This is a genomic window from Pseudomonas sp. GW704-F2, assembly GCF_059423025.1.
The window spans coordinates 251,264-268,700 of record NZ_JBWKXO010000002.1; the positions used below are offsets into that span (position 1 = coordinate 251,264).

Here is a 17,437-nt window from a genome sequence, read left to right on the forward strand (position 1 = left end):
CGCATCGTGTAGTGCAACGAGTAGTTTTCGATGCCACCGAACGCGAAGGGATTCGCGACCGCTTACCGCTGATCTCAGGCCGATGAATATCTCAATGTGGGAGGGGGTTTGCCCCCTCCCACAGGGTTTTGCAGGGTTCTGAAGTTACAGCGGCATCGTGTAGTGCAACGAGTAGTTTTCGATGCCGTCGTTATGGTCGCTGAGCCCGGCGTTGGAGTAGTGCATGGCACGAATGCCCACTTCATGCCCGCCGTTAAAGCGCAAACCGAAGCCCAGGCGGTCTTCGAACTGGAAGGCCTGGCCGAGGTTGTTGTCTTCCAACCGCGTGCGGGAGAATGCCGCCACCCCGATCCCGGCCTCGATGTAAGGCTTTACCGATTCCCCGGCGAACTCATACACAAATACCGGGGAGAACGACAGGCTGCTCGCGCCTGCACGGTGATCACCTTCCCAATAGGTGTATGCACCACTCCAATAGCCAGTCAGGCGACCGACGTCGCTCTGCATCCAGCTCTTATCCCAATCCGACGTCAGCCCCAATCGATAGGTGAGCGTCGAATCACCGGTGGTCCCCAGGCCAAACTCAAGGCCGGCGGCTTGCGCCGAAAAAGAGTGTCCCACCACAACGGCCGCAATCGCGGCCAAACAGAACAAGCGCTTCATAAGAAACATCCTTTCCGAACGAAGTTATAGGTTTTTACACAGGGAAATCTCGCTTATAGAAGCCGACTTACTGCCAGAAATTCAGCGTCTAACGGCGAATTTTGACGAAATTTTCACGAGCCGAAGCTTCTCACAACTCCGGGATGTTTCCATAGTGTCGGTAGGATATTTCTTAGATGATACACATCGCCGCTGGTCCAGAACTGGGCAGGGCCCGGAGTGCCGGCGGCCAGCAGATCGCGTTCGCCGAGCAGGCGCTTGAGCTGGCGGGCCACGGCGGCGCCGGTGTCGATCAGGCTGATGCCGGGGGGCAGCATCTGCGCCAGGAGCGGCTTGAGGAAGGGGTAGTGGGTGCAACCGAGGATGATGGTGTCGCAGCCGGCGCTGAGCAACGGTTCGACATAGCTTTGCAACAACTGGCGCAGGGCCGGGCTGCCCAGGTCGCCGGTTTCAATCAGTTCCACCAGGCCTGGGCACGGCCGGGTGATCACCCGCACATCGGTGGCGAAACGGTCGAGCAACGCGGCGAACTTGGCGCTTTGCAGGGTGCCGGTGGTGGCGAGTACGCCGACCACACCACTGCGGGTCGCAGCGGTAGCGGGTTTGACGGCGGGTTCCATCCCCACCAGCGGCCAGTCGGGGTAGCTCTTGCGCAAGTCGGCCACGGCAGCAACGGTCGCCGTGTTGCAGGCAATCACCAAGGCTTTGGCGCCGCGCTCGCGGAAAAACTCTGCAACCCGGTGTAAACGCTCGCAAATAAAGGCCGGCGTTTTCTCGCCGTAGGGGATGTACCCGCAATCGGCGACGTACAGCAGCGACTCATGGGGCAACAGTTGCTGGATTTCCTCGAGCACCGTCAACCCGCCGATACCGGAGTCGAACACACCGATCGGTGCATCCTTAACCATGCTGCGTCCCACACACACTGCAACCGGGATCGCGCTTGACGCGCAACTCACGGAAACGCGTGGTCAAGGCATCGATCAGCAACAAGCGTCCGACCAGGGGCTCACCGAAACCGGCGAGCAACTTCAATGCTTCCAGGGCCTGCAGGCTGCCGACCAGACCGACCAGCGGGCCGACCACGCCGGCTTCGCTGCAGGTCAGTTCGGTGTCGCTGCCGTGCCCGTATAAACAGTGGTAGCACGGGCTGTCGGCGCGCCGCGGGTCGAATACCGACAGTTGCCCGTCCAGGCGGATCGCCGCGCCGCTGACCAACGGCTTGCCGGCGGCCACGCAGGCGGCGTTGACCGCTTCGCGGGTGGAAAAATTGTCGCTGCAGTCGAGCACCACATCCACCGCCGCCACTGCCGCGGCCAGGGAGTCGGCATCCAGCGCAGTGCGATGGGTGAGCAGTTTGACCTCGGGGTTGAGCGCGGTCAGACGGCGGATGGCCGAATCGACCTTGCTCAGGCCGACACTGTCCGTGTCATGGATGATCTGGCGTTGCAGGTTGGTCAGGTCGACGGTGTCGAAATCCGCCAGATGCAACTCGCCGACCCCGGCCGCCGCCAGGTACAGCGCCACCGGCGCGCCCAGGCCGCCGAGGCCGACGATCAAGGCGCGACCGTTTTTCAGGCGCAATTGGCCGTCGATGTCGACCTGTTTCAACAGAATCTGTCGGCTATAGCGCAACAGCTCCTGGTCGCTCAGCATGGCCGGCGCCCCAGGCTGATGCGTTCGTGGCCGCCGAGGTCGATGCGGCTGTGGACGCCTTCAAAGCCCTGGCTCAGCAGCAGGTCACGCACCGCCGCGGCCTGGTCGTAACCGTGTTCCAGCAACAACCAACCGCCCGCGTTGAGGTGGGCCGGCGCCTCGGCGATGATCAGCCGCAGATCGTCCAACCCATCATGGCCCGCCACCAGCGCGCTGGCCGGCTCAAAGCGCACGTCGCCGGCCGCCAGGTGCGGATCGTTGGCGGCGATGTAGGGCGGGTTGCTGATGATCAGGTCGTAGGTGTGGCCTTGCAACGCGCTGAACCAATGACTGTTGAGCACAGTGGCATTGTGCAGGTTCAGGCGCTGGCGATTGCGTTCGGCCAGGGCCACGGCTTCGAGCACGCGGTCGACGGCGGTGACGTGCCAGGCCGGGCGCTCGCTGGCCAGGGCCAGGGCGATGGCGCCGCTGCCAGTGCCGAGGTCGAGCACCTTGGCCGGCGTGGCGGGCAACAATTCCAGGGCCGCCTCGACCAGCAGTTCGGTGTCCGGGCGCGGGATCAGCGTGTGGGGCGCGACTTCCAGGTCCAGCTTCCAGAAACCTTGCTGGCCGAGGATGTAGGCCACCGGCTCACCGGCGCGGCGGCGTTGCAGGTAATCGGCGAAGGTCAGCGCGGCTTCGCTGCTGACGATTTTTTCCGGCCAGGTGTGCAGGTAGCTGCGGGACTTGCCCAGGGCAGCCGCGAGCAACAGCTCCACGTCCAGGCGTGCGGTGGGCGAGTCGGGCAGGTCGGCGGCGCGCAGCAGGCTGGCGATGATGGTCATTTATTCACCTATCGCCGCCAATTGGTCGGCCTGGTATTCGACGAGCAACGGCTCGATCACCGCGTCGATGCCACCGGCGAGAATCTCGTCCAGGGAGTAGAGCGTGAGGTTGACCCGGTGGTCGGTGACCCGGCCCTGGGCAAAGTTGTAGGTGCGGATGCGCTCGGAACGGTCGCCCGAGCCCACCAGCAGTTTGCGTTCACTGGCAATCGCGTTGGCGGCGGCGCTGGTCTGCTGGTCATTCAGCTTGGCCGACAGCCAGGACATGGCCCGCGCCCGGTTCTTGTGCTGCGAACGCTCTTCCTGGCATTCAACCACGATGCCCGACGGCAAGTGCGTGATGCGGATCGCCGAGTCGGTCTTGTTGATGTGCTGACCACCGGCACCGGATGAACGGTAGGTGTCGACGCGCAGGTCCGCCGGGTTGATCTCGATGGCTTCCTGCTCGTCCGGCTCGGGCAACACCGCCACGGTACACGCCGAGGTGTGGATACGGCCTTGGGATTCGGTGGCCGGCACCCGTTGCACGCGGTGCGCGCCGGACTCGAATTTCAGCTTGCCGTACACGTTGTCGCCTTCGACGCGGGCGATGACTTCTTTATAACCGCCGTGTTCGCCTTCGTTCTCGGACAGGATCTCGACGCGCCAGCCACGCCGCTCGGCATAACGCGAGTACATGCGGAACAGGTCGCCGGAGAAAATCGCCGCCTCGTCGCCGCCGGTGCCGGCGCGGATTTCGAGGAAGACGTTGCGCCCGTCGTTGGGGTCCTTGGGCAGTAGCATGCGTTGCAGGTCGCCTTCGAGCTCGGCCAGTTTGTCTTTGGCTTCACGGACTTCTTCCACGGCCATTTCACGCATGTCCGGGTCGCTGTCCTTGAGCAGGGCCTGGGCGCCCTCCAGGTCGGCCTGTACTTTCAACAGGTTCTGATAGGTGAGCACAATAGGCTCAACTTCGGCGTATTCCTTGGAATAAGCGCGGAACTTGGCCTGATCGGAGATGACCTCGCCGTCGCCGAGCAACGCAGTCAGTTCTTCGAAACGGTCCTGGAGCACGTCCAGTTTGTTGAGCAGTGACGCTTTCATTACGGTTTTTTATCCGAAGAGCTATCTGACGCGCCCTCACCGAGGGCAAAGAGTTCCTGCGCCATGGCCAGCGCATCGAGGCGGCCTTCGGCAGTGAGTTTTTTCAGTTGTACGCTGGGAGCGTGCAGCAACTTGTTGGTCAAGCCGCGGGCCAGTTGCATCAGCACGTCTTCGGCGTTGCCGCCATTGGCCAATAAGCGCTGGGCCTTGCTCAACTCCTCATCGCGCAGGCGTTCGCCCTGCTGACGATACGCCTTGAGCACGTCCACCGCCGCCAGTTCGCGCAGGCGCACCATGAAGTCTTCGGCGCCGACGCTGACCATTTCCTCGGCGGCCTGGGCTGCGCCCTGACGGCTCTTGAGGTTTTCGGCGACCACTTCGTGCAGATCGTCGACGCTATACAGGTAAACGTCGTCCAACTCGCCGACTTCAGGCTCGATATCCCGGGGAACGGCAATATCCACCATGAAGATCGGCTTGTGCTTGCGCAGCTTCAGCGCGCTTTCTACCGCGCCTTTACCCAGGATCGGCAACTGGCTGGCGGTGGAACTGATGACGATGTCGCTGCGCACCAGCTCGGCCGGGATATCGGCCAGCAGCACGGCGTGGGCGCCGAACTGTTCGGCGAGGATGCTGGCACGCTCCAGGGTGCGGTTGGCCACCACGATACGCTTCACGCCGAGGTCGTGCAGGTGACGGGCGACCAGGGTGATGGTCTCGCCGGCACCGATCAGCAAGGCCTGGCTGCGCTGCAAGTCGCTGAAAATCTGTTTGGCCAGGCTGACGGCGGCAAACGCCACGGACACCGGGTTTTCCCCGATGGCGGTGTCGGTGCGTACCTGCTTGGCGGAATTGAACGTAGCCTGGAACAGGCGCCCCAGCAGCGGCCCCACGGTGCCAGCCTCACGCGCCACGGCGTAGGCGGATTTCATCTGGCCGAGGATCTGCGGCTCGCCCAAGACCAGCGAATCGAGACCGGACGCCACACGCATCATGTGACGAACTGCCGCATCGTCCTCATGCACATAAGCGCTCGCGCGCAGGTCATTGAAGTCCAAATGGTGGTAATCGGCCAGCCAGCGCAGCACGACATCCGCTGAAAGATGCTCCTGCTCTATATAAAGCTCGCTGCGATTGCAGGTGGAAAGGATCGCAGCTTCGCGGCTGTCGGTGAGTCGGCAGAGCTGCTGCAAGGCCTCAACCAACTGCTCAGGCGTAAACGCCACGCGCTCGCGCACGTCTACGGAGGCAGTCTTGTGGTTAATACCGAGTGCGAGGAAGGCCATTCAATATCGCTGATGATGTCGGGAAGCCGACAATTGTCCTACTTCGATAGATTCAGAACAACCACCGTCGTCTATTGTCCCTATACGTTGTGCCTATAAAGGCATCCACTGAGACTCGGTTATGTTTGGCCGAAGGCTTGTGTCATGATGATCCGACCGCAGGTTAGTCGTCCTCTTCCTATATGAATAGATCCTCCGCGTTGCTCCTCGCTTTTGTCTTCCTCAACGGCTGCCAGGCCATGGCCCCCGTGTCGACCGACGGTACACCGCCGGTGGAAGAGAGCACCCCAGCCCCTGAAAAGCCCAAGGTTTACTCCTCGTTCACTGAAGATACGGTGTACAGCCTGCTGACCGCAGAACTGGCCGGCCAGCGCAATCGTTTCGATATTGCGCTGGATAATTACGTGACCCAGGCCATCAATACGCAAGATCCGGGCATCTCGGAGCGGGCGTTTCGCATCGCCGAGTACCTGGGGGCCGACCAGGCTGCGCTGGACACCTCGCTGATCTGGGCGAAAAACGCGCCGCACGACCTGGAAGCACAACGGGCGGCAGCCATTCAATTGGCGCGCTCGGGGCGCTACGACGACTCCATGACCTATATGGAGAAAGTCCTGCAGGGCAAGGGCGACACGCATTTCGACTTTCTTGCGCTGTCGGCGGCCGATACCGACCAGGACACGCGCAACGGGCTGATGAAGAGTTTCGACCGCCTGCTGCAAAAACACCCGAAGAACAGCCAGCTCGTGTTCGGCAAGGCCTTGCTGCTGCAACAGGACGACGAAGCCGAAGCCGCGCTGAAGCTGCTGGAACAGAACCCGCCGGAAGAAGGCGAGATCGCGCCGATCCTGCTGCGCGCACGCCTGTTGCAGAACCTCAATCGCGGCAAGGAAGCGATTCCGCTGCTGGAAAAAAGCATCAAGAAGTACCCGGAAGACAAGCGCCTGCGCCTGACTTACGCGCGCACGCTGGTGGAGCAGGACCGCATGGAGGACGCCAAAGTGCAGTTCGCCAACCTGGTCCAGCAATACCCGGACGATGACGAATTGCGCTACTCCCTGGCGCTGGTGTGCCTGGAAGCCAAGGCCTGGGACGAGGCCAAGGGCTATCTGGAAGAGTTGATCGAGCGCGAAAGCCATGTGGACTCGGCGCACCTGAACCTCGGCCGCATCGCCGAAGAAAACAACGACCCCCAGGCCGCCCTGCTCGAATACGCCAAGGTCGGCCCCGGCAACGACTACCTGCCCGCCCAGTTGCGCCAGGCCGACATCCTGATGAGCAACGGGCGCACCGACGAGGCGGAAAAACGTCTGGTCGCGGCGCGCGAGGCGGAACCGGACTACGCGATCCAGCTGTACCTGATCCAGGCCGAAACCTTGTCGGCCAACAATCAGGCCGAGCGCGCCTGGAAAGTCTTGCAACAAGCCTTGCTGCAATACCCTGACGACCTGAACCTGCTCTACACCCGTGCGATGCAGGCGGAAAAACGCAATGACCTGGCGCAGATGGAAAAAGACCTGCGCCTGATCATCAAGCGCGACCCGGACAACGCCATGGCGCTCAATGCCCTGGGCTACACCCTGTCCGACCGCACCACGCGCTACGCCGAAGCCAAGGTGCTGATCGAACAGGCCCACAAGCTCAACCCGGAAGACCCGGCCGTACTCGACAGCCTGGGCTGGGTGAACTACCGCCTGGGCAACCTGGACGAGGCTGAGCGCCTGCTGCGCCAGGCGCTGGAGCGCTTCCCCGACCAGGAAGTCGCCGCCCACCTGGGCGAAGTGCTCTGGGCCAATGGCAAACAGCGCGAAGCCCGGCAAATCTGGGAGAAGTTCCTCAAGGAACAACCCGAAAGCCCCATCCTGCGCGGCACCATCAAGCGCCTGACCGGTTCCGAGACCCTTTAAGTTTATGTTCTTGCGCCACTTTATCGTTTTCAGCTTCATCGCCTTGCTCGCCGGTTGCGCGGGCTTCGGTGCCCGCGAGTCCGTTGAGGGCCAGGGCAACCCGGCGCAATGGAAACAGCACAAGGCCCAGCTCAGCAGCATCGATGGCTGGCAGATCGAAGGAAAAGTCGGGGTACGCGCGCCGAAAGATTCCGGCAGCGGCACCTTGTTCTGGCTGCAACGCCAGGACTACTACGATATCCGCCTGTCCGGCCCATTGGGGCGCGGCGCCGCCCGCCTGACCGGCCGACCGGGGCAAGTCAGCCTCGAAGTGGCCAACCAGGGTCGCTACGAAGCCGTCTCCCCGGAGGCGCTGCTGGAAGAGCAGATCGGCTGGAAACTGCCGGTGTCGCACCTGGTCTGGTGGGTACGCGGCTTGCCCGCCCCCGACAGCAAAAGCCGCCTGAGCCTCAATGGCGACAGCCGCCTGGCCTCCCTGGAGCAGGACGGCTGGCAGGTCGAATACCTGAGCTACGTGCAACAGAGCGGTTATTGGCTGCCCGAGCGGATCAAACTGCACGGCACCGACCTTGATATCACGCTGGTGATCAAGGACTGGCAACCACGCAAGCTGGGGCAATAACGTGACCGTAGAAAAACTGACCCTGCCCTCCCCGGCCAAACTCAATCTGATGCTGCACATCCTGGGGCGCCGCGAAGACGGCTACCACGAGTTGCAGACGCTGTTTCAATTTCTCGACTACGGCGATGAACTGACGTTCGCCGTGCGTGACGATGGCGTGATCCGACTGCACACCGAATTCGAAGGGGTGCCCCACGACAGCAACCTGATCGTGAAGGCCGCGAAAAAACTTCAGGCGCAATCCGGTTGCGCCCTGGGCATCGACATCTGGATCGATAAAATCCTGCCCATGGGCGGCGGCATCGGTGGCGGCAGCTCGAATGCCGCGACCACACTGCTGGGCCTGAACCACTTGTGGAAGCTCGGCTGGGACCTCGATCGCCTGGCCACGCTGGGCCTGACACTGGGCGCCGACGTCCCGGTTTTCGTGCGTGGGCACGCGGCTTTTGCCGAGGGCGTGGGAGAAAAACTCACCCCGGAAAACCCCGAAGAGCCTTGGTATGTCGTGCTTGTCCCGCAAGTATCTGTAAGTACAGCAGAAATTTTTTCAGATCCACTGTTGACACGTAACTCTCCTCCCATTAAAGTGCGCCCCGTTCCCAAGGGAAACAGTCGAAATGACTGCTTACCGGTTGTAGCAAGGCGTTATCCAGAAGTACGTAACGCTTTGAATTTGTTAGGTAAATTTACCGAAGCAAAATTAACCGGCACTGGAAGTTGTGTGTTTGGGGGCTTCCCAAACAAAGCTGAAGCTGATAAAGTCTCGGCCCTTCTTACAGAGACCCTTACAGGGTTTGTAGCGAAAGGAAGCAACGTTTCGATGTTGCATCGCAAGCTGCAAAGTCTGCTCTAAAAGGAACCGAGTACTGGGTACTCGTTGCAACAGATACAGGGGCGTCGCCAAGCGGTAAGGCAGCAGGTTTTGATCCTGCCATGCGTTGGTTCGAATCCAGCCGCCCCTGCCATTTTCCTTTACTCATCCAGGTTACCCTCAGCCTCTAGGTACTGCGCGTGTCCAAGATGATGGTCTTTACGGGGAACGCCAACCCCGATCTGGCTCGACGTGTTGTTCGTCAGCTGCATATCCCTCTCGGTGACATCTCTGTCGGTAAATTCTCCGACGGCGAAATTACCGCCGAGATCAATGAAAACGTCCGCGGTAAAGACGTCTTCATTATCCAGCCGACCTGCGCTCCGACCAACGATAACCTGATGGAACTCGTCGTGATGGCTGATGCCTTCCGCCGCTCCTCAGCGACTCGAATCACAGCTGTAATCCCTTACTTTGGTTATGCCCGTCAGGATCGCCGTCCGCGTTCCGCACGTGTAGCTATCAGCGCGAAAGTCGTGGCTGACATGCTCACCGTGGTAGGCATCGACCGTGTTCTCACGGTTGACCTGCACGCTGACCAAATCCAGGGGTTCTTCGATATTCCGGTAGATAACATCTACGGCTCCCCCGTATTGGTGGATGACATCGAAGACCAGCGCTTTGAAAACCTGATGATCGTGTCCCCGGACATTGGTGGCGTCGTGCGTGCACGGGCTGTCGCCAAATCCCTGGGCGTTGATCTCGGGATCATCGACAAACGCCGCGAGAAAGCCAATCACTCTGAAGTGATGCATATCATCGGTGATGTCGAAGGGCGTACCTGTATTCTGGTTGATGACATGGTCGACACCGCCGGCACCCTGTGCCACGCGGCGAAAGCCTTGAAAGAGCACGGTGCGGCAAAAGTCTTCGCCTACTGCACACACCCTGTGCTGTCGGGCCGAGCGATCGAGAACATCGAGAACTCAATGCTGGACGAACTGGTGGTGACCAACACCATCCCGTTGTCCGCTGCAGCTCAAGCCTGTCCGCGTATCCGCCAACTGGATATCGCACCGGTAGTTGCCGAAGCGGTTCGCCGCATCAGCAACGAAGAATCGATCAGCGCGATGTTCCGTTAAGGGTCAAACCTTCGGATCACCTCACTGACGAAAAGCGCCCCGCCCCGGCATATTGTCGGGGCGGGGCTTTTTTGCCCATATCGCCTTTAGCGCTGGTCGCAAACGCTGGGGCGAATGTGGTTATTTTGGAGATACAACATGAACGAATTTATTCTGAATGCTGAAGTGCGTTCCGACCTGGGGAAAGGTGCGAGCCGCCGCCTGCGTCGTCTCGCAAGCCTGGTTCCAGCTGTAGTTTACGGTGGCGACAAAGCCCCTGAATCCATCAGCATGCTGGCCAAAGAAGTTGCCAAACTGCTGGAAAACGATGCGGCCTACAGCCACATCATTTCGCTGAACGTCGGCGGCACCAAGCAGAACGTCATCATCAAGGCCCTGCAACGTCACCCAGCTAAAGGCCACGTGCTGCACGCTGACTTCGTTCGCGTCGTTGCCGGCCAGAAACTGACCGCCGTCGTGCCGGTACACTTTGTTGGTGAAGAAGCTCCGATCAAAAAAGGCGGCGAAGTTTCGCACGTTGTTGCCGAGATCGAAGTGACCTGCCTGCCGAAAGACCTGCCTGAGTTCATCGAAGTCGACCTGTCGGCTCTGGAAATCGGCGAAATCCTGCACCTGTCCGACCTCAAAGCCCCTAAAGGCGTTGAGTTTGTCGCACTGGTTCACGGTGATGACAAAGCGGTTGCCAACGTTCACGCTCCACGCGTTGCTCCAGAAGCTGAAGAAGGCGCTGCAGAGTAATTCACTCTGTATTGCCGGAGCTTGAGGAAACATCGCGGACCGAAACGTAGCGAGAAAGCGGGCGATAACGCGACGTTTACTCTTGAGTAAATGATCCCTTGTCGTCCACTTTCGCCGCACTCAGGTCGGCATTGTTATCCACAACTCCAAAGGAAGGGCCCCTGTCGTGACTGCCATTAAACTGATCGTTGGCCTGGGAAATCCAGGCGCAGAATACGAACAGACCCGGCATAACGCGGGGGCCCTTTTTGTTGAGCGCATCGCCCACGCCCAAGGTGTAAACCTGGTGGCCGATCGCAAGTATTTCGGCCTGACCGGACGCTTTTCGCATCAGGGTCAGGATGTTCGTCTGTTGATTCCCACCACCTACATGAACCGCAGCGGCCAGGCTGTCGCGGCGCTTGCGGGGTTCTTCCGGATCAAACCCGAAGAAATCCTGGTGGCCCATGACGAACTGGACCTGCCTCCCGGCGTTGCCAAGCTCAAGCAAGGCGGCGGGCATGGCGGGCACAATGGCCTGCGCGACATCATCGCGCAGCTGGGCAATCAGAATACCTTTTACCGTCTGCGGCTCGGCATTGGCCACCCAGGCGTTGCCAGTATGGTTTCAAATTTCGTCCTGGGTCGTGCGCCACGCGCCGAACAGGAAAAACTCGATGCCTGCATCGACTTTGCCCTCGGCGTGCTGCCGGATATCCTCGCCGGGGAATGGAACCGCGCGATGAAAAACCTGCACAGCCAGAAGGCCTGACTCTTTTCCGAGGGGAAACACCATGGGATTCAATTGCGGCATCGTCGGCCTGCCCAACGTCGGCAAATCCACCCTGTTCAACGCGCTGACCAAGTCCGGTATTGCGGCGGAGAACTTCCCCTTCTGCACCATCGAACCCAACAGCGGTATCGTGCCGATGCCGGACCCGCGCCTGGACGCCCTGGCGGTGATCGTCAACCCCAAGCGCATCCTGCCGACCACCATGGAATTCGTCGACATCGCCGGCCTGGTGGCCGGTGCGTCGAAAGGTGAAGGCCTGGGCAACAAGTTCCTGGCCAACATCCGCGAAACCGATGCCATCGCCCATGTGGTCCGCTGCTTTGAAGACGAGAACGTGATTCACGTCTCCAACAGCGTCGACCCGAAACGCGACATCGAGATCATCGACCTGGAACTGATCTTCGCCGACCTCGACAGTTGCGAGAAGCAACTGCAGAAAGTCGCGCGTAACGCCAAGGGTGGCGACAAGGACGCCGTGGTCCAGAAAGGCCTGCTGGAGCAACTGATCGCCCACTTCACCCTGGGCAAGCCGGCACGCAGCCTGATGAAGACCATGGGTGCTGACGAGAAGGCCGCGGTCAAGGGCTTCCACCTGCTGACCACCAAGCCGGTGATGTACATCGCCAACGTCGCCGAAGACGGCTTCGAGAACAACCCGCTGCTCGACGTGGTCAAGGCCATCGCCGACGAAGAAGGCGCGATCGTGGTTCCGGTGTGCAACAAGATCGAAGCGGAAATCGCCGAGCTCGATGACGGCGAAGAAAAAGACATGTTCCTCGAGGCCCTGGGCCTGGAAGAGCCCGGCCTGAATCGCGTGATCCGCGCCGGTTACGAAATGCTCAACCTGCAGACCTACTTCACCGCCGGTGTCGAAGAAGTCCGCGCCTGGACCGTCAAGGTCGGCGCCACCGCGCCACAGGCCGCCGGCGTGATCCACACCGACTTCGAAAAAGGCTTTATCCGCGCCGAAGTGATCGCCTACAACGACTTCATCCAGTACAAGGGTGAAGCCGGTGCCAAGGAAGCCGGTAAATGGCGCCTGGAAGGTAAGGAATATATCGTCAAGGACGGCGATGTGATGCACTTCCGTTTCAACGTGTAAACATTGATCGCGGCAGACGTCGCGATATAAAGAAGCCGATGCCCTGCATCGGCTTTTTTGTGGGTGAAAGACTCATGAGAGCGAAACATTGCCATACATTATAAATAAGAGGACTTTAGAACACACACCGCAACATATCTGCGAAGCATTAAAACTTCCCAACTATTCTTCACCACTCTAAGAATAATCTTACGCCGACCACGGATAACCATCTCAACTAGCGCTTGCAACTTCAGAGCACTTGCCCTCCCTATACCCGGTACCACTTTTAACGCCGGCAGCGCATCATGACAACACTAAGCTTTCCTGTTTAACTGCACGTCGACCCATAGGTTAATTGCCCTCCTGACGTGGCAACAGTATCGGAGCACAACACGATGTCGACGCTCTGCGAAAACGTTCTTATAACGGACATGACCTTTAGCGATTGCCCGGCCATCGAAACGACCGTGAACAATACGGCCGTTCTCGATATCGATATTCTCCTCTTGGGAGAAACCGGCACAGGTAAAGATACGTTGGCGCAACGCATCCATCAGCTGTCTCGTCGCAAAGGAAACTTCGTTGCAGTTAACTGTGCCGCCATCCCGGAAACCCTGGCCGAAAGCCAACTGTTCGGTGTCAACAGCGGCGCCTACACGGGCGCCATGCAATCTCGCGCGGGGTTTGTCGAAGCCGCCCATCTGGGCACCCTATACCTCGACGAAATCGACAGCATGCCGCTGTCGCTGCAAGCCAAGCTGTTACGTGTACTGGAATCGCGCGGGGTCGAACGCCTGGGGTCTACACGATTTATCCCGGTAGACATGCGTGTGATCGCCTCGGCCCAGCACGCCTTGCACGAAATGGTCGAGCAAGGCACTTTCCGACGCGACCTCTACTTCCGTCTGAATGTGGTCAATATCCACCTACCAGCCTTACGGGATCGGCGAGAGCGGATCATTCCCTTGTTCCTGGACATGATTGAGCAAGAGGCCGATCACTTCCGGCTCGCCGCGCCATCGCCCCCCAGCAAGCAGTTATTGCAACAACTGCTGTGCCACCCGTGGAAGGGTAACGTGCGCGAACTGCGCTCGACGGCCAAGCGCTTCGTGTTGGGCCTGCCGCCGTTATCCACCGCGGTGATCAACCGACATGAACTTGAATTGAACCTGAAGACACGATTGCAACAGATGGAGAAATCGCTGATTGAAGAATCGCTTCGTCAACACGACCACTGTGTGGACAGTGTGGCAATCGCTTTAGGCGTCGCCAAGCGAACGCTGTACCACCGAATAAAGCATTTGGGAATATCACTTAACTGAAACAGGGTGCCGCCCCCTGTTAACGCAATAACATCTTTTGAAACATACCTTCCCGCAACATATGGAACGCATGAATCCGTTTAGCCACATAAGTCATGGAACAGCGATACAGGTGTGCAACAGCGTCTTTTGATGTATCGCTGACTCCAGTGAAACTAACGTTAAGCACGGAGAAAACAACATGACTATCGGTTCGATTGGCTCGTATTCTGGCGCCTCCTATGGTGGCGGTGACGCCAACAATATGTCTGCTGATGAAGCAGATGCTGGGATGGAGGCTGTAGAATCCAAGAAGCGCAAAGATGGTGTAAAAAACGCATATAAAGCAGCAGAGAACGCTAATACCAACGGTATTAAAGCAGCCGCTGACATGCTCCGCCTGTAATAGCTGAACGCTTGCTGGCCTTCTCGACAGTCGATGCCGGGAAGGCCACATCGCCACGAGCGTTGTCATATACACGCTCATCTTCTAACCCTTATCTGACAGGGCAACATGATGATAGGCAGCATCCGCACGACTGAAATCAATCAACTCCCTGGCACCTCAGGCATACAGGAGGCCTCCCACTCGGCCACCGATGTCAGCTTTTTCAACTCAACGCTCATGCCTTCCCCAATTGCGAATACCGCGGTCGATCATGCGCTGCCACCGAATATGCTTTCCGAAGCCGCAGGCAAGCTCAATTCCATGACTGAGCGTATGACCAAAAGCCTGCGTGCATTAAGCAGCAAGAACAAACTGGAAGAGGCGCGAAAATATCCGGGGCAACTTTCCGACGCACTCCTGCTGACGCACATGTTGTCGAAGAGCGTCGGTAAAACCGCGCAGTGCATCGATAAAATCAGCAACCTCCAGTAGGCCAACATGACTCGCCCGCGGCTTATCCTAGTAATCCTGTCGCTCTCATTCTTGCTCAATGCCTGCAGTGACCGTGTCGAACTTCATCGTCAGTTAACCGAACAAGAGGCCAATGAGGTCGTTGCGGAACTGGCGGACAAACATATCCGCGCCACCAAGGTTCCCGCGAAAGATGGCGTTGTGGTGGTGGTCAACTCAACTGATATCGGCCGCGCTGTGCGAACGCTGGAGGCCGCCGGCCTCCCGCGGGTCGCGCGCGCGACGCTGGGCGACACCTTTCGCAAAGAGGGGGTTATTTCCACCCCGCTTGAAGAACGAGCACGCTACATCTATGCCCTGTCCCAGGAGCTGGAGACCACGCTGTCGAACATCGATGGCGTCATCGTGGCTCGCGTACACGTGGTGCTGCCCGAGCGCGTCGCTCCGGGGGAACCGGTACAACCCGCCTCCGCCTCGGTGTTCATCAAGCATGACCCGCGACTCGACCCCGACAATATCAGGGCCCGGGTGCGCAGGATGGTTGCAAGCAGTATTCCGGGGATGACCGCCGCGGTGGAAAACCCGCAAAAACTGACGGTCGTCTTCGTGCCGGCAACCGCTTACTTAGAGCAGCAACGGTTGGCTTACTTCGGGCCGTTCCTGGTTCCGGGAGATGACATCGGTTTTTGGCGGGCCAGTGTGACATTCGGGCTGATCGCCCTGGCGCTGATGATCGCGGCGGGCATGTTCTGGCATAAACGCACACAAAGAGCCGCAGACGCGCTGTCAGACGGCCCATCCCCGGATGCGCCTGTCCAGGCCCGCAATGAGTAATCTCTCATGGGCCCAATGGTGGTCCGCGCCCTGGTTGTGTGCCCACGAAGACTGGAAAGCCCCCGTTCAACACGCCGCGCTGAATGAGCTGCACCGCAGCCGGCAGGTCGTCACGGGCACGCCTTATGGCGTTGCCCCTTGCCTGCCGCCAATGCCCGACCCCGCACTCCTGCAACTGGCACTCGCCCCCACGGATCAACTCGACCTGGGGCTCGCCCTGATTGACGGCATCTGCCGTCCCGCCTATGCCACCGCACTCGATGACAACCATCGACAGTGGTGCAACAGGCTGGCCAAGGCCCTGCCCCTGGATATGGTGCAACCCGATAATGACCCGCTGCAATTGCTCCGCGCCTGGGTCACGCCGGCCACCTGGCAGCGCATCCGGTTGCGTTTTGCGCGCCGGCGCATTTTGGATCTGGACGAAAAAGCCCTGTCGCTCGGCGACTCCCATAGCCGCCTCGATACCCTTTGGCATGCGGTGGCGTGGCGCATTGGCGCGATGAACAGGAACAGTAGCGCTGCCGCCTCAGAGGGGCACGGAGATTAACGATGTTATGCCGATATAAAATCAGCTCGCCCGGGGGCGCGCCACCCTTGCCGGGGAGCCTGATCTCTTGCGAAACACTGGCGAGCTATACCCAGGCCAGCAATGTGGTGGACCAGGCAAAAGCCGAGGCCAGGCAGTTGCTGAAGACGGCACACGCCCAACGTGAAGCGCTGCTGGAAAAAGTCAGCGTTGAAGTATGGCAACGTGCCAATGCACAACTCAAACGCTGGGAAATCGAGCGTCAGGCCCTGTGCGACAGCCTTGAACAATACGCCACCTCGATCGCCAACCAGGCTATTCACCTGCTGCTAGAAGACACCCCCGCCCCCCAACGCATGGCCGCCCTGATCAAGCAATTACTGGCGAGCCATGTGCCAGCGGTGAAGGCAACACTGGTTTGCCACCCGCTCGAATTGGAGGCGGTGCGGGCATGCCTGACCAACCGCGGCAGCACGCACTGGACACTGCGCGCCGACGATACGATCAAACTGCAATCGCTCATATTGACCACCGAAGAAGGGGACTTCCGGATTGACTGGACGTCCTTGATCAATATTTTCATGAAGCCCGATGACAGCCCTTCAGACAACGGGTTTTAAACACACTTCATGAAATAAAAATTGCCGCACATGGAACCAATTCGAAATACAAACCAAAAAGGAGAACATCCCAACGGAGTGAATCCATGAACTATTACGACGGTTACAGCAATCGGCTTTTAAACGACGCAAGGGAGGTTAAACGTGACCTCAACCTCGCCGCAGAAACCAATTCAGGGTCTGAAGAAGACCTTGCCTTTTTTTTCGATCTTGTCGCCAAGCATCGAACTTCCGAATACGTCTTCAATGAGCATGCCCGCGTCAAACATATGCTCCTGAAGTCAGGCCTGGATAGCGGTCAGTAACTTGAACGCGCTGCTGGCCGAGTGTTTGAAACGCGGCTCCGGAGAATTGAGGTTATTCGAAAACAATGACGAAATTATCCTGCGTCATTGTTCGAACAGCCTGTTGCTCAGTGTCCAGTTGACGCCACTTCGCCCGGACAAATCATTGCTGCTGAGCTGGCTGCGACTGGGCGAGGTCAGCCTGGAACACTTTCCAGGCGCTCTCGCCCAGGCGCCGGCCAGTGGCGCGCTCTGGCTGATGCATTGCCTGCATGACAAGCACGACGAACAGCAGCTGCAGCTCTGCCTCGAGTCCCTGCTCAACCAACGCGATACCTGGCGCGCCACCGTCGCGCGCCTCCACAGACCGGCGCCTCGACGCAACCCCTCCTCCCTACGTTCGTTGCTGTACTAATCAGAGA

21 protein-coding genes and 1 tRNA gene are annotated in these 17,437 nt (G+C 59.4%); 16 read left to right on the forward strand and 6 right to left on the reverse strand.

Annotated features, from left to right (window positions below; genetic code table 11):
* Window positions 1-144: 144 nt before the first annotated feature.
* The 6 genes from AC07W0_RS02975 to hemA form a co-directional block, all read right to left on the reverse strand.
* Complete coding sequence (locus AC07W0_RS02975) at window positions 145-663, reverse strand: acyloxyacyl hydrolase (protein ID WP_017844396.1); 519 nt, start codon at window positions 661-663, stop codon at window positions 145-147.
* A 113-nt stretch (window positions 664-776) separates the two neighbouring features.
* Window positions 777-1,571 (reverse strand): glutamate racemase, encoded by a 795-nt coding sequence (murI, locus tag AC07W0_RS02980; RefSeq protein ID WP_017844397.1) that lies wholly within the window; start codon window positions 1,569-1,571, stop codon window positions 777-779.
* Window positions 1,564-2,319, reverse strand: a complete 756-nt coding sequence (locus tag AC07W0_RS02985; protein WP_017844398.1) for a molybdopterin-synthase adenylyltransferase MoeB — start codon at window positions 2,317-2,319, stop codon at window positions 1,564-1,566. Before AC07W0_RS02985 ends, murI begins: the two co-directional genes overlap by 8 nt.
* A complete protein-coding gene (gene prmC, locus AC07W0_RS02990) occupies window positions 2,313-3,143 on the reverse strand; it encodes a peptide chain release factor N(5)-glutamine methyltransferase (protein WP_017844399.1) in 831 nt (276 codons plus the stop codon). Before prmC ends, AC07W0_RS02985 begins: the two co-directional genes overlap by 7 nt.
* Window positions 3,144-4,226 carry a peptide chain release factor 1 gene (prfA, locus tag AC07W0_RS02995; protein ID WP_017844400.1) on the reverse strand — a complete coding sequence of 361 codons (1,083 nt, stop codon included), beginning with the start codon at window positions 4,224-4,226 and terminating at the stop codon, window positions 3,144-3,146.
* Window positions 4,226-5,512, reverse strand: coding sequence for a glutamyl-tRNA reductase (hemA, locus tag AC07W0_RS03000; RefSeq protein WP_017844401.1), 1,287 nt, complete (start codon window positions 5,510-5,512; stop codon window positions 4,226-4,228). Before hemA ends, prfA begins: the two co-directional genes overlap by 1 nt.
* 182 nt (window positions 5,513-5,694) lie before the next feature.
* Between hemA and AC07W0_RS03005 the strand changes: the two genes are divergently transcribed.
* The 16 genes from AC07W0_RS03005 (at window position 5,695) to AC07W0_RS03080 (ending at window position 17,430) form a co-directional block, all read left to right on the forward strand.
* Entirely contained in the window at window positions 5,695-7,419 is a 1,725-nt protein-coding gene (locus AC07W0_RS03005) for a tetratricopeptide repeat protein (protein ID WP_079442819.1), read from the forward strand.
* 4 nt (window positions 7,420-7,423) lie between these two features.
* Complete coding sequence (gene lolB / locus AC07W0_RS03010; RefSeq protein WP_046488043.1) at window positions 7,424-8,041, forward strand: lipoprotein insertase outer membrane protein LolB; 618 nt, start codon at window positions 7,424-7,426, stop codon at window positions 8,039-8,041.
* 49 nt (window positions 8,042-8,090) lie between these two features.
* Window positions 8,091-8,894: a 4-(cytidine 5'-diphospho)-2-C-methyl-D-erythritol kinase gene (gene ispE / locus AC07W0_RS03015; protein WP_186352149.1), complete on the forward strand. Its 804-nt coding sequence runs from the start codon at window positions 8,091-8,093 to the stop codon at window positions 8,892-8,894.
* A gap of 37 nt (window positions 8,895-8,931) precedes the next feature.
* Window positions 8,932-9,006 (forward strand) — tRNA-Gln (locus AC07W0_RS03020).
* A 46-nt stretch (window positions 9,007-9,052) separates the two neighbouring features.
* Entirely contained in the window at window positions 9,053-9,994 is a 942-nt protein-coding gene (locus AC07W0_RS03025) for a ribose-phosphate pyrophosphokinase (protein WP_017844405.1), read from the forward strand.
* A 138-nt stretch (window positions 9,995-10,132) separates the two neighbouring features.
* Window positions 10,133-10,732, forward strand: coding sequence for a 50S ribosomal protein L25/general stress protein Ctc (locus tag AC07W0_RS03030; RefSeq protein WP_017844406.1), 600 nt, complete (start codon window positions 10,133-10,135; stop codon window positions 10,730-10,732).
* 166 nt (window positions 10,733-10,898) lie between these two features.
* Complete coding sequence (pth, locus tag AC07W0_RS03035; RefSeq protein ID WP_017844407.1) at window positions 10,899-11,483, forward strand: aminoacyl-tRNA hydrolase; 585 nt, start codon at window positions 10,899-10,901, stop codon at window positions 11,481-11,483.
* 22 nt (window positions 11,484-11,505) lie between these two features.
* Window positions 11,506-12,606, forward strand: coding sequence for a redox-regulated ATPase YchF (gene ychF, locus AC07W0_RS03040; protein WP_046384760.1), 1,101 nt, complete (start codon window positions 11,506-11,508; stop codon window positions 12,604-12,606).
* Between the two features lie 377 nt (window positions 12,607-12,983).
* Entirely contained in the window at window positions 12,984-13,910 is a 927-nt protein-coding gene (locus tag AC07W0_RS03045) for a sigma 54-interacting transcriptional regulator (protein ID WP_017844409.1), read from the forward strand.
* A 181-nt stretch (window positions 13,911-14,091) separates the two neighbouring features.
* Complete coding sequence (locus AC07W0_RS03050; protein WP_017844410.1) at window positions 14,092-14,295, forward strand: hypothetical protein; 204 nt, start codon at window positions 14,092-14,094, stop codon at window positions 14,293-14,295.
* Window positions 14,296-14,406: 111 nt separating this feature from the next.
* Window positions 14,407-14,769 carry a hypothetical protein gene (locus AC07W0_RS03055; protein ID WP_256580898.1) on the forward strand — a complete coding sequence of 121 codons (363 nt, stop codon included), beginning with the start codon at window positions 14,407-14,409 and terminating at the stop codon, window positions 14,767-14,769.
* 6 nt (window positions 14,770-14,775) lie between these two features.
* A complete protein-coding gene (gene sctJ, locus AC07W0_RS03060; protein WP_026139723.1) occupies window positions 14,776-15,582 on the forward strand; it encodes a type III secretion system inner membrane ring lipoprotein SctJ in 807 nt (268 codons plus the stop codon).
* Window positions 15,575-16,132: a hypothetical protein gene (locus tag AC07W0_RS03065; RefSeq protein WP_046488039.1), complete on the forward strand. Its 558-nt coding sequence runs from the start codon at window positions 15,575-15,577 to the stop codon at window positions 16,130-16,132. The genes sctJ and AC07W0_RS03065 overlap by 8 nt, the downstream gene beginning before the upstream one ends.
* A gap of 2 nt (window positions 16,133-16,134) precedes the next feature.
* Complete coding sequence (sctL, locus tag AC07W0_RS03070; protein ID WP_017844414.1) at window positions 16,135-16,731, forward strand: type III secretion system stator protein SctL; 597 nt, start codon at window positions 16,135-16,137, stop codon at window positions 16,729-16,731.
* 86 nt (window positions 16,732-16,817) lie between these two features.
* Complete coding sequence (locus AC07W0_RS03075; RefSeq protein WP_026139725.1) at window positions 16,818-17,036, forward strand: hypothetical protein; 219 nt, start codon at window positions 16,818-16,820, stop codon at window positions 17,034-17,036.
* Between the two features lies 1 nt (window position 17,037).
* Entirely contained in the window at window positions 17,038-17,430 is a 393-nt protein-coding gene (locus AC07W0_RS03080; RefSeq protein ID WP_102618065.1) for a type III secretion protein, read from the forward strand.
* Window positions 17,431-17,437: the final 7 nt, after the last annotated feature.